General features: G+C 67.4%; 12 protein-coding genes. All 12 read right to left on the bottom strand.

Features of this window, described 5'->3' with window-relative positions:
* A partial coding sequence (locus tag Q7X29_RS13665; RefSeq protein ID WP_316574270.1) for a hypothetical protein occupies positions 1-495 on the bottom strand: 495 nt, incomplete at its 3' end.
* Positions 496-674: 179 nt separating this feature from the next.
* On the bottom strand, positions 675-1,580 hold the full coding sequence (locus Q7X29_RS13660; RefSeq protein WP_280298534.1) for a hypothetical protein: 906 nt from the start codon (positions 1,578-1,580) through the stop codon (positions 675-677).
* 142 nt (positions 1,581-1,722) lie between these two features.
* Positions 1,723-2,430, bottom strand: coding sequence for a hypothetical protein (locus Q7X29_RS13655; protein ID WP_316574269.1), 708 nt, complete (start codon positions 2,428-2,430; stop codon positions 1,723-1,725).
* A 2-nt stretch (positions 2,431-2,432) separates the two neighbouring features.
* Complete coding sequence (locus Q7X29_RS13650) at positions 2,433-3,281, bottom strand: DUF4913 domain-containing protein (RefSeq protein ID WP_316574268.1); 849 nt, start codon at positions 3,279-3,281, stop codon at positions 2,433-2,435.
* Positions 3,274-5,115 carry a type IV secretory system conjugative DNA transfer family protein gene (locus Q7X29_RS13645; protein ID WP_280298530.1) on the bottom strand — a complete coding sequence of 614 codons (1,842 nt, stop codon included), beginning with the start codon at positions 5,113-5,115 and terminating at the stop codon, positions 3,274-3,276. The genes Q7X29_RS13650 and Q7X29_RS13645 overlap by 8 nt, the downstream gene beginning before the upstream one ends.
* Positions 5,116-5,191: 76 nt before the next feature.
* Positions 5,192-6,427, bottom strand: coding sequence for a hypothetical protein (locus Q7X29_RS13640; RefSeq protein ID WP_280298529.1), 1,236 nt, complete (start codon positions 6,425-6,427; stop codon positions 5,192-5,194).
* A 214-nt stretch (positions 6,428-6,641) separates the two neighbouring features.
* On the bottom strand, positions 6,642-7,478 hold the full coding sequence (locus tag Q7X29_RS13635) for a hypothetical protein (protein WP_280298528.1): 837 nt from the start codon (positions 7,476-7,478) through the stop codon (positions 6,642-6,644).
* A gap of 116 nt (positions 7,479-7,594) precedes the next feature.
* Positions 7,595-8,533, bottom strand: a complete 939-nt coding sequence (locus Q7X29_RS13630) for a hypothetical protein (RefSeq protein WP_280298527.1) — start codon at positions 8,531-8,533, stop codon at positions 7,595-7,597.
* A gap of 75 nt (positions 8,534-8,608) precedes the next feature.
* Complete coding sequence (locus Q7X29_RS13625; RefSeq protein ID WP_316574267.1) at positions 8,609-9,511, bottom strand: hypothetical protein; 903 nt, start codon at positions 9,509-9,511, stop codon at positions 8,609-8,611.
* Positions 9,480-10,505: a hypothetical protein gene (locus Q7X29_RS13620; protein WP_280306165.1), complete on the bottom strand. Its 1,026-nt coding sequence runs from the start codon at positions 10,503-10,505 to the stop codon at positions 9,480-9,482. Before Q7X29_RS13620 ends, Q7X29_RS13625 begins: the two co-directional genes overlap by 32 nt.
* Positions 10,505-11,032 (bottom strand): hypothetical protein, encoded by a 528-nt coding sequence (locus tag Q7X29_RS13615; protein WP_280306166.1) that lies wholly within the window; start codon positions 11,030-11,032, stop codon positions 10,505-10,507. Before Q7X29_RS13615 ends, Q7X29_RS13620 begins: the two co-directional genes overlap by 1 nt.
* Positions 11,032-11,682 (bottom strand): hypothetical protein, encoded by a 651-nt coding sequence (locus Q7X29_RS13610; RefSeq protein WP_280306167.1) that lies wholly within the window; start codon positions 11,680-11,682, stop codon positions 11,032-11,034. Before Q7X29_RS13610 ends, Q7X29_RS13615 begins: the two co-directional genes overlap by 1 nt.
* Between the last annotated feature and the right edge of the window lie 13 nt (positions 11,683-11,695).

The raw sequence follows: 11,695 nt of genomic DNA, 5'->3' as shown, positions 1-11,695 counted from the left end.
CGTTCGCTGGTCGGCGCCGTTGGTGCCACCGAGCTCGGTCAACAACAACACTCCGACCGCCTGACCGGTGTCGAGTTCGGTGAGCAGGTCACGTTGGTAGGCGGAACTGTTGCCCAGGGCGCTGATCGACCCGATCGACAGATCGAGATGCCCGGTCAGCACCGGCAGCAGGTGCGGGGCACAGACCGCGGCCCACTCACACAGAACCCCGCGCAGCCGGGTGTCGGCGGCGATCGCGGTCGCCGACCCGCCCAGCCCCGCAATGGTCGCCCGGAGCAGGTTCGGTGCCAGTCTCGCTTCGGCCGGATAGGTCAAGCCTGTGCCGGGCCGGTCCCCGAGTTCGGTGATGACGGCACGCACCCGCTGGTGCATGTCTGGTTCGGTGCCCAGGATCGCGGTGCGCAACGAGGCGACGGTGGGATCACCGGATGGGGAGAGCGGCTGGGCCACCTGATTGTGGTGAGCGGGGATCGGCGGTAGATCGACGGTAGTCATCGCAAAGGTCTCCAAGCTGTTGTCTGGGGCTGAGGTGGCCGCGGTGCAGGGCGGTTTCTCTCCCGCTGCGGCTCACGCGGTTGCTCGTGGGCGCTGCGATCGGTCTTGCACCTGGCGGGTTCCTGCCGACCACTGGTCCGTCGGTGGTGGCGTAGTCCTGCGGTCGGGCTGACGGTTCGTCACGGTTCAGGTCCTGGCGTGAGTGGACGATCCTGTGGCGGCCCGGCCGTTGTTTCGGCGTTGTGGTGGTCGGGTTCTGTTGTCGTGGGCGGCAAGGCGAGCTGGACTGCGGTTTCGATTCGCTGCCCGTCGGTCGAGGGATCGTCGAAGGGGGTTGCGCCGGCCAGTTGCAGGTGGGTGCGGGTGATCAGTTCCTCGACAGTCGGTGGCATCGGCAGACCGGGGTCGGTACCGGCTGGTGGGGTGGTGGTGCGGCGCAGGCTGGCCAGCGATGAGCGAACACTCGCCGCGATCGCGGGGGTGGCCAGGTCGCGCCAGAGCGCGGTCAGGTCGTCGACGGCGAGCCGGTGGTGGGTGGCGAGCCGTTCGGAGAGGTGGGCATCGGTCACCGTCGTGCTGCGCGCGCGTTGGGCCGGGCTCATGTTGATCGCGGCGGCGGTGTGGATGATGCGGGTACGGATCGCAACCATGTTGTGCCGAAGCTGCTGCGCCACCGCGGGTTCGGGCTCTCCCTCGATCCCGGCGTGGTGCAGATGGTGGTGACGCAGGACCGACACGGTGGCCATGTCGATGAGCCGGTTGGTGTCGGCAACTACTCGGCCGTAGCCGCGGCGGGGGACGTTGTTCTTCGGCGGGTCTCGCAGCACCGTGGTCGGTTGCCACGCCCGGTTCGCCTGCCCGTATTCGCGGGCTTGGGTGATCCACACCGCCGGTACTGCCCTGCTGGTCGCCACGATCTCGGCGATACTGCGGTCGTGTTCGAGCCGCACCAGTTCGGCGGCATACGGCTGGCTTCGACGCAGCGCACCGGCACGGCGAGCCAGGTCATGGATGTTATTGAGTGCCTCTGCCTGCGGTCCCGGTAGATCCGAGACCAGACGCGGCCGCGATGACGGGCGACTCATCGCTCGATCCCGGGATAGTTGGTTTGCGGGTCACTGAACACCGGCTGGGTGGTCCACCCGCTGTCGAGCTGGTGCGCACCAACTCCGGTCGCGCCGATTGCGGCGTCGATCTGCGCACCGGGTCCGTGGGAGAACAACCCGATCACCCGAACGTGGTTGTCGCCGAGAACGTCGAGCACTGCGCTCGGCTCCGGGGCGCGATCCTCGATTCGGGGTCGATGCCGGCCTCGGCCAAGGCACGCGCCTGCACAGCGCAGCTGCTGAGGTCGGTGGCCACGATCGCCCGCCACTGGTGGGCGAGTGCGGCTTCGGTCAGCCCCGCTGCTGCCGAGGCAGCAGTTTCGATCCACCGGTCGTGTGGCCATAGTTGTCGGGCCTCGTCAGCATCGAGCCCGAGCAGGACACCGAGTTGGGCAGATCGTCGCCACAGGCTGTCGAGGTCGTCGTCGACGACGCCGGCAGTGCCGGTTTTCTGCGCGGCTGCAGTGGGTCGGTAGGCGGCATGGATTCCGGTGATTCGCGCTAGTTGGTCGATGTCGGTGCGCAGGTTGTCGATCAGCGCTTTCCGATCGACCGGGGCCGCGCGGCGCAGGAACAGGTTGGTGTTCCAGCGGATACTTTTGGTGCCGCGTTCGCGGGCCTGATCGACCCATTCGACCGGCACCCCACCGGCGATGGCAGCGGCGCCGAGCTCGCTGTGCAGCATCGCCCGCGCCTGGAAATCCAGTGTCCATTCCGTTGTCGGCTCGGTGCCGCTGGTGCGTTGGGTAGTCAGGAGCTTTTGGGAGTCGGCGGCCTGATTCTGCAGCGCTTTGAGGACCCGTTTCTGGACTGTGGTCGCGCTGGCCATACTCACTGCGGCTCACCTGCTTCGGTGAAGGCGCGAAAGTCCGGGCCGAACCCTAATTGGTGGACCGGTGTCGATGACCCGGCAATGCCGAACCAATTCGACGGAACCGGTTCACCACCCAGGCCTGGGCTGTCGATGTGGCGGTCAGGTGTGCAGCGGTGCAGTGGGCCGTTGGCGGCGTCGAGGATGTACCGGACTTGGGGGTCGATGTGGCGGACGAACAGTGCGCTCATCGCCTGCTTGTCCTCGGCATTGACCGCGGCTTCGAAGCAGGCGTGCAGTCCGGCGAAGCGGATGGCCACGCTCTGGTGGCGCCACCACTGTCGGCACCAGGTGTATTGGCCTTCCCGGTTGTTCGCGGCGATCTTCACCGACACCACCGGCAACAACCACCGCTGCACGAACTCGCTGTAGTGGCCGAACTTCTTCGCCGGTTTGTCATCATCGACGGTGGTGGTGGTGGTGCTTGTGGTGCCGAACCAACCGGGCGGGACAGGATCGAACGGCAACGACGGTGTCGCCTGATGGTGATTACGGGTGCAGCGGTGCAGGGGGCCGTTCGCGGCGTCGAGGATCAGGTTGACGTGCGGGTCGAAATGGGTGAGCAGGAACGTGCTCAGGCTCGATCCGGCTTTGGCACGGCGCATCGCCTCGAACGCGGTATGCAGATGCGCGACCCGGACCGCGACCGGGCGATGAGCCCACCACCGTGAGCACCACGTGAAAGTGTTCTCCCGGTTCGCTTCCGCCAACCGGACACTGATCGTGGGCAACATCCACCTGCTGGCGAAATCGGTGAAATGGACGAACTGCGGCGGCATCGGCCCCGCCGCCGGTGTCGGGCTAGTCACGACTGCCCTCCCCCGTGGCAGGCTGAGTGACTTTGATCAGCGAAACCGGCTCCCCTTCGAACCGTTGCATCGACATACGAACCAGCGGCGCGTACTCGCTGTCGAACCACGGGATTTTGCGGACGACGACGGGGCCGTGGCCGGGAAGACGGACCAGGGCCCGGTCTTTCGGTAGCGCGGCGAGCATGGCGACGTCGAGGATGGGTTCGGCGCGCCAGGACAGGCTGCGTTGGATCCCGCCGGGGGTGTAGGTGCGGGAGCGATCGGAGACGTCGTGTTGCCCGGCCATCGCCGACCAGTGCTCCAAATAGTCGCGTGAGGCGATGGACCCGCCGTAGACCTCGATCGACTGGGCCATCATCGTCTTCAAACCATTGACGCCCCACAGGTTTTCGCCTTGTTCGAGGACTTGCAGGATGGTCATCAGGATGATTCCGCACCCGGCGGCGTACGTGTAGTACGAGGGCAGTTCACTGATGCGGGCGCAGTTGGCGGCCTCGTCGAGCACACACAACAGCGGTACCGCCAACCGCCCATCCGGGCGGGCCCGCGCCGCGGTCAGGGCGGCTTCCAGGACTTGCCCGACCAGGGCGGCGGTTAACGGGGTGGCACCGTCGGGTCCGGTCATCGACAACGGGTAGAGGGTGTCGTTGGAGGTGACGAACGCGGTCGGGTCGAACTCCGGCAACAAATGGGTGCGGGGCTGCTCGGTTGACTCGATCAGGACCCCGTTACGAATCGAAGCCGCCCTGCCCGACAGATTCCGTTGCGCCGTCCCAGGTTTGGCACTGGTTTCGCTGACCTGGAACAGCTTCCGAACCGGGGGCGTGACCATCTGGGCGTAACCGGAATCCGACAGCACGTTGAGGAACCGTCGCGCCATGTCGTAGAGGCCGTCGCGCTGTCTCGCGTAGAGGCCTTGGCATTCGATGATGCGGGCGGCGGGACGGTCGTGGCCGTAGTGGCGTAGGATCAGCGCTGGTGTCGGGTCCTGGTCGCGGCCAAGCCATTCCGCGACATGGTGCAGGTCCCCACCCGCGCACGCGGCAGCGAAAATGTGCAGGGCGAACAGTTCTTGGGCGCCGCCGTCGAAGTAGGCATCGGTTTTCGCGTTCGCGATCTCGTTCGCCGAACCCGCCGACCCGGACACGAAGAACCCGGCCAGCTTGCGCGCCGCAGGCAACCCGGTGACCTGGTTGAACAAGTTCACCCAGAACCCGCACACCACCTGCCCGGTCACCGCCTGCAAGTCGCACACCCACACTCGCCCGACCTGCTCACGCCCGTAGACGGTGTGCCGGTACAGGTCGGGCTTGTTCGAGGTGGCCAGGCACGGCCCCCACGCCGAGAGCACCGCAGGGATCGCCCACGCCACCGTCTTGCCGGTCCGTTGACCAGCCGTCACCGTGACACCGAGTTCAGCGGGAACATGCAGGGCAATGTCGCCGATGACCGTGCGCCCCAACAGCGGTCCCGGATTCGCTTGTACTCCTGGTGGGGCGTCGTTGAGGAGGCGTTGGTTGTCGGCGAGGTTGTCGGCGGCGCGCGCGATGCGGATCTTGCCTGGTGGTTGCATGGTCCGTGCTGCCGCATCGACCTCCCCACCGGCGTTGAATGATCGGGCTCCGCGGATTGCACCTGCGCCGGTCAGGCAGAGCAGGACGACCGCGATCGGGGTTGCTTGCCAGGGCCAGCGCTTGTCTCCGGCGACGACCGACAGCAACGCGGAGAACGGGTTCCACGACATAGGTTGCCCGGCGGGCCAGCTGCCGAGTTTCAGTGCCGCCCACAGCACGATCAGGATCGAGAGCAGGGCTAGCAGGATCATCAGCATGCTGGCTTCTTCACCCAGTCCGGACTTGGTGCGTCGGCGGGTTTCTCGGGGAGAGAACATGATTGACCTGGTCCTTTCAGAAGTGGGGGTCGACACCGGGCGCGTGGCGGGGTGCGTCGATGACGCCGGTGAGTTCTGGGCTCGCCCAGTCGGCGGCGGGATCGGCATCGGGCAGGGCAGCCTCGACCGCGCTGGAGATCACCGCTCCACCCGGCGGGGCGGTGTTGGGGGCCGGGTGGGTGTTCTCAGCGCCTGCGGCGAGCGCGAGCGCAGGTGGGTAGTCAGGAGCCAGACCGAGTTGGCTTCGCAGGGCGTCGAGTTCGGCCACGGCGGTGTCGCGTTCGCCCAGGACGTGTTCGAGTTGGGCCAGCCGCGGCGCCCCGGGCTGCTGCGACCAGTAGTGCCCGGCCAGGCCCGCCTGGTAGGCGGCGGTGATCTCAGCGTGGTCGACCCCGGCGCGGGCGGCGGCGCGGCGGGCGTGCCTGGCGCCGTCCATCAACCGCTCCAACTGGTCGATGCGGACCTGGCTGCCTTCGGGTGATTCGTCGAATTCTGTTGCCAGGCGGGCGTGTTGCGCGGCCAGGTCTTGGACCCGGCGCACGGCGACGATCTGGGCGGGCAACTGGTCGATCGCGACGGTGGGGGTGAGGTAGGCGTTGCGTTGGGCGGCCGGCAGCAGGGCGGTGATCTCGTCTTGACCGGTGTCGAGGTCACCGAGGGCTTCCTCGGCGGCGAGGAGTTCGTCGGAGCCGTTGATGATCGCTTCGATCTCGGCCATGCTCAGCTCTTGTGTGGCTCGCCCGCCCAGCGCGCGGTCGACCACGCTGTCCGAGCGTGTTTTCTCTGCGCCGGAGTCGGGGACCACGCTCAGGTGGCGAGGTCGCCATCGGGCGCCGTCTTGGGTTGACCGGTCGTTGACCGGTTCGAGGTGTCCGGTCAGTTCCGCGGCTTGCCGTTGCGTACGGATGGTGCTCGCGTCGATCCCAGCGCCGTCCTCGATGAACGATTGCTGCAGCTGGCCGAACTCGAGGCGCGCGGCTTCGGGGTTCGCGGTCCAGGCCTCGACCGCGCTGGCGAGTTCGTGCCACAACTGCTGGTGCTTGGGCGCGGCATCCTGGAGCCACTGACGGGCGACATGGTGCGCGCGTGCTGTGTACTCGACGACCTGCGCGGGGGTTTCCCCGTATGCGGCGATCTCGCGTAATTGGTGGTGGGTGGCGAAGTCGGCGCGCAGTTGAGCTTCGGCGTGGTCGGCGGCGTCACGGTAGTAGGCCGGGTCGGTGAAACTGGTTCCTCGGGTCTCCCAGCTCATCGAATGCTCCCGGACAAGTACCGGCGCGACGGTGAGGTGGGGTTCGAGGGTGAAGGTGGTTGTTCGCGGAGACGGTGGGGCATCGTGCTTCCTCGGATCGAGAAAACGTCACACCCTCAACGGGTGTGGTGAGGTCCCAGCGGTGCAGGTTCGGTCGTCTAGGTCCAGTTCCCCCTGGCCGTGACGCCGACATTTCACGAATCGTGCTGCGGTTCTATAGGTCTGGGCCGGGATCAGTGCCGATCTCACCGACAGGTCCGGGAACCGGGTCGGGATCGGGTTCCCAGGACCACGCGTTGTCTTCGCCCAGGGCGGCGTCGACGACGGCGGTGATCGCGGTGCTCTCGGCAGCCAGTTCGGTCGGGTCGGCCTGGCGGATGGCGGTGTCGACGAGTTGGGACCGCAACGCGCTCGTCGCATCAGCGAGCATCGTGCGCGGTGTCGGTGGCTCGACCAGGGCGGCGCCGACGTCGGGACCTTGCGGAACATACGGCGGCACCGCCAACGCCGGGTCGGCGCGGGCATAGCCATTCCAGGCTTGGGCGAGGTCTTGCTCGGAGTAAGCGGCGAAGGTGACCGCGTGCACGCGGCGGATCCCTTCCACGCTCGGCCCCCACAAGCTCTCACCTTCGGCCGGCGTGAGCTGGGCGGCGGCGGCCAGGACGGTCACCCGGGTGTGCAGTGCTGTCATGTTGTCGGCGAACTGCGCGACTGCGATTGGATCATGGTCGAAAGTCCATTTGCCGGTTTCGATTCGGTCCATGCGGGCGGCTTCCAGGCCGGCCATGCGTTCCAATGTCCACAAATCCAGTTCGAGCATGTCGAGGTAGAACTCCTGGGCTTGGTTCGCACGGGCGGGATGCTGGCGAACCACGCCCGGCTTCGGGGCGTTCGCGCCGCGCTGGCCGAGCTCGCGAGCATCGACGACCCAACCCGGGTCGACCCCACCCAGCATGGCCGTGTACTCGGCGTGCTCGCGCTGCACGGTGAGCAGCTCGAGTCGCTCGTTCCACACCTGTTCGTTGCCACCGGAGACGCCGTCGTCGAACATGGCAGGTCCGGCATCAGCGACCTCCCGATGCTGAGCGGCCAACTCCTGGATCCGCCGCAGAATGCGGCCCTGCCACTGGGCCGCCGACTCGTCAGGTCCTGGAGCGCTGCTGGTCATCACCACACCCCCTGATCGACACCGGGGCCCATGCTCCGATCAGGTGGGTGAGGTTCCAGGTCCGGGTCTGGCTCCCACCGTGCGCCTGTTGCGACCCCGGTTGCTTCGACCGCGGTGCCGATACCGTGCCCCGCGCGCGAGCCCAGGCCGTCGGTGAAGCTGACCGCGGCCAAGGCTTGCTCAGCACGTTGGGCGAACTCCCAGGGCGTGGGCGGGCCGAGATCGGTGACGGTCGTGGTGGAGAGGTTGTCGAACGTGCGCGAGACGTCGGCTTCGATCCCTCTCCACGACATTTCCGTGAACCGCTGCCGCAGTTCGGCATCGGTGTAGGAGGCCGCGGTCAGTTCCGCCACCTGTTGCCACGAGCTCGGGCTGCGGTCCCACAGCTGCTCGGCCTCGCCGGGTTGGACGTTGATCAGTGCCGCGGTCCCGGTAGCACGGCGCCACAGCGCGGCCATGTTGTCGTGGAGTTGACGTTCGCCTGACTCGTTGTCGGGCAACCCACCGGTGTGCACGCGATGCAGGTACTCCGCGCGGACCAGGGCGGTGTGTTCCAGACGCCACACGTCCTCGGCGAGCTGGTCCAGCAGGTGCAGGCGTGCCGGATCCGCCCCCGGCGGGGCCATTCGCAGTGTTGCTGTTTCGGGGGTATCCCCCCAGCGTGCTCCCCTGGCGCCGGTGTCGGTGGCGTAGTCGATCATCCGTTGCGGGACGCCGCGGGCGTGGGCGTGTAGCTCGATCTCACCGCGCTCGTCGTCCAACGCCCTCAGGTGGGTCCGCCATGTCTCGAGCTGAACGCTCGGGCCGTGGGCGGGCGAGTACTGCGGGGACCCGTGGAACAGGGTGCGGTAGTGGTCGTAGCTGGTGTTCTGGATGCGTTCGAGTAGGCGAAGCTGCCACGACGGCAGATCCTCGGCACCCGAGAGGGGATGACTCACCGGTTTCTCCAATCCTGTTGTTCGACTGTGTGTTCAGTGCTCCCGGAACGGCCTGGAGAGACCGTGCGCGGCGGTTCACGGCCCCGGCCCGATCTCGGGTCCGGTGTGTTGATCCGGGGTCGGGCCCGGTCGGGGATCGGTGGGGTCGTGTTCGGTGTGGGCACCGGCGCCGGTGGCCTCGATCGCGGCGTCGATATCAACGCCGCCGACTACCCGCTCCGTGAGGCGGGTGTCGAGGGCGGCTGCGGCGAGCTCGACCATCCGGTCGGGCAGGACGGGGAGCTGGCGGTTGATGTCGTCGGGAGTGATTCCGGCGGCTTGGAGCACCATCACCGGCATCGACACCGTGGCGAAGTCGGTGTCGATGACGGCCTTCCACCGCGCCGACAACTCGGTCCGGTCGAGCTTCGACAGGGTGTGCGCGACCTGCTCGGTCCACGGCATGGCGGTGGGTTCCCACGCGTGTTGCTGTTCGACCGTGGTCAAGCCCAGGGCGTGCCCGACCGCGCCGACCTGTTGCCAGCTCACGCCCATGACGCGGCGGAATGCGGAGAACCCGGCACGCGACAGGGCGCCCTGTCGCGCGGCAGCGGCCCCGACGCCGGCCATCGTCTGTAATTCCGCGACTGCTCGCCGGTGCCCGCGCAGGAGGGTGTCGCGGTCGATGGCTTCGGTGCTCAACAATGGTTGGCCGGGTGCCCAGCGGTGTCCGCGTTCCCCGCAGGCGCGGGTGTAGTCGATCACCGACTTCGGCACCCCGACCGCGGTGGCAATCGCTTCCAGGTTTTCCCGAGTGCGGCGCCCGATATCCAGATGCGCCAGCGCCATCGACGACAGGCCCTCGTTGTCGCCAGTGCGGGATCGGTCGATCAGGTGCTGGTTGTCGCTGGCCAGGTTCTGCACGGCCTTGAGCAGCTTGGCCTGCACCGGATTCGGCTCGAACATCTCACCGGCCCCGTCCCACATCGAGATCGCCACGCCACGCTTCGAGCTCGGTGCCGGTGGCGCGGGCAGGTGTGGGTTCTGCTCCGCCACTGGTCAAGCCAGGATCAGCAGCGGTGGAATCGACGTCGTGAACCGCAGTCGCCGAAACCGCGGCCTCGATCCATTCACCGTCCTCGACGATCTCCGCGTCGATAATCGCCTCAGCGGCCGGGGCGGTGGTCGGAGCGAGATAGCCCGCGAGGTAACCGAACTCGTGGTGCAAGTGCGCGTCCATGGCGAGATCGGCCGCTAGCCCGCCCACGTCGTCGACGCCGCGCGGTCTGCGTCCGGGCTGATTCGCGGCGTTGTCGGTGAAGAAGTCTTCGGGGTCCAGGCCGGTGTCATCGGTGAACCGCTCTTCATAGGCCCGGCGCGCGGCTTCGGCATCCGGAGACAGGTCGCGGGCGGCGTCTGCGGCGGCGAACTGGGCCGCTGCGGCCTTGGCGGCGCCGGTGCGTTCATCGGAGTGGTGCAGGGTGTCGGTGAATCCGGCCGCGCGGCGACGGATCTCGATCATCAGCTCCTTGAGCTCGACATCGAGCTCGTGCAACGTCACCTCGCGGGCTTCGCGGTTGGTGTAGCCGGCGATACGTGCGGCATGGACCTCGCTGCTCTGCTGCCGGGACAGCTCACCGTCGAGGTCACGGCGCGCCAAATCTGCTTCAGCCCTGACGATCTGGCCTTCTTTGTGGCGGAGGTCGACCTCGGTGATCTTGGCGGCGTTGTCGATGCGGGCACGGACTTCAGCGATCTTGACCATTGCCAGTTGTTGCTCGGTCCCGAGATTGCCGAGGCGGGCCTGGTGCTCGATCCACGACCGTTGGTTCTTGGCCGCTTCGTTCGCGAGTCTCTGCTCGGACTCCGCACGTGAGCGCGATTCCCCGCCCCTGCTGCGGAACAACGCGTTGGTGGTGTGCGCGGTCTGCAACGCCTGCAGAAACCCCTGCCGGACCGCTTGCCCGCCTTCTTCGACCGGATCCCCGTTCATCACAACACCCGCATTTCGGTGACCAACCATGCACGTTCGGCCCCCGCGCGAGTCGCCCGCGCGGACACCGAAAACTCGATCGGTGTCCTGGCGGCCGGGGTGAGGGCGACAGTGAAGACCCGGCTCGACGAGGTCGCAGTATCAGGCGCCGGGGTATCGCCGGTCACAGCGACCTCGGTGCGCAGCGGCACCCTGGAATCGACCCAGTCCCCCCACGCCTCGGGGGTGATCGGCGCCCACAGCGAGACCCCGATCCGGGCGTCTGTCGCATACGTGGCCCACATCAGCGCTCGCGCGGCCTCGAACGCCGACCGTGCGTCCACCCCAGCAACCGGATCAAGCCGATACAGCATCGTCACCGCGGCTCGGAGAACCGCAGGTGCCGAACAGGGCGCGACCTCAGTGTGTGGTGGTGGGAACGCCTCGGCGCGACAGCCCGGTTCGACCACCGGCACCTGAGCGGACGAACACCCACTCACCGCCGCCAGCACGATAAAGGCGACGCTGGTAAACGCGACGGGTTTCATCACGCTGCGTCCCAGAGTTCGTGCAGGTCGACGGTGCGCCACCGGACTTCGTCGGGCCAAGTGCATCGCTCGGCGGCGGGGTTGCGCACCGGGACGGTCGCGATGTCGAGGACCATGCTCGCGGTGGTAGCGATGCTGTGGAGCCGCGCAAAGTCCAGGCCGCGACTGCGCGCCAGATTCAGCCGCAAGACACCTGCGTCGCCACCCCACTCGGCCAGGGCGTGCGCGGCCAACTCGATCGCCTTCTCCGCCGAGATGGTGGCAGCCTCGACACCATCGACTATGTCGAAGCCGAAGGTTTCGTGCCAGATCATGCGCCCGGAGGCCCCGCACACGGTGAACGCGTCCAGGGTCGCCGCCGACCACACCGTCAGCGCCGGTCCGGTCGCGGCCTTGCGCACGAGGTTGGCACCTGATGTGGCCCAGAGGATTTCGGACTGGCGCAGACCGTCGTAATCGATCCCGGCGACATCGAGCAAGGCTTGGGTGTATCGGTCCGACAAGTCATTGGTGGTGAAGCCGTATTCGGCTGCGAGGCTGTCGAATTCGCTGGTAGTGGCGAAGGTCTGTAGTTCAGCTGTCCGGGCGCGGACCATGTCTTCGGGGGCGATCGGTGTGGCCGGGGCACTGGTACGGGGGTGGGTGGTCATCGCGTTTCCTTCG

The organism is Nocardia canadensis (assembly GCF_032656385.1).
GTDB lineage: Bacteria > Actinomycetota > Actinomycetes > Mycobacteriales > Mycobacteriaceae > Nocardia > Nocardia canadensis.
Note: the sequence above shows the minus strand (reverse complement) of the source record. Positions and strands in the feature narration are given on the sequence as shown.

Excerpts from the sequence above, each read along its gene's own strand:
- Q7X29_RS13615 (WP_280306166.1), bottom strand. The coding sequence starts at position 11,032 with ATGAAACCCGTCGCGTTTACCAGCGTCGCCTTTATCGTGCTGGCGGCG.
- Q7X29_RS13620 (WP_280306165.1), bottom strand. The coding sequence starts at position 10,505 with ATGAACGGGGATCCGGTCGAAGAAGGCGGGCAAGCGGTCCGGCAGGGG.
- Q7X29_RS13640 (WP_280298529.1), bottom strand. The coding sequence starts at position 6,427 with ATGAGCTGGGAGACCCGAGGAACCAGTTTCACCGACCCGGCCTACTAC.
- Q7X29_RS13610 (WP_280306167.1), bottom strand. The coding sequence starts at position 11,682 with ATGACCACCCACCCCCGTACCAGTGCCCCGGCCACACCGATCGCCCCC.
- Q7X29_RS13655 (WP_316574269.1), bottom strand. The coding sequence starts at position 2,430 with ATGGCCAGCGCGACCACAGTCCAGAAACGGGTCCTCAAAGCGCTGCAG.
- Q7X29_RS13660 (WP_280298534.1), bottom strand. The coding sequence starts at position 1,580 with ATGAGTCGCCCGTCATCGCGGCCGCGTCTGGTCTCGGATCTACCGGGA.
- Q7X29_RS13635 (WP_280298528.1), bottom strand. The coding sequence starts at position 7,478 with ATGTTCGACGACGGCGTCTCCGGTGGCAACGAACAGGTGTGGAACGAG.
- Q7X29_RS13645 (WP_280298530.1), bottom strand. The coding sequence starts at position 5,115 with ATGCTGATGATCCTGCTAGCCCTGCTCTCGATCCTGATCGTGCTGTGG.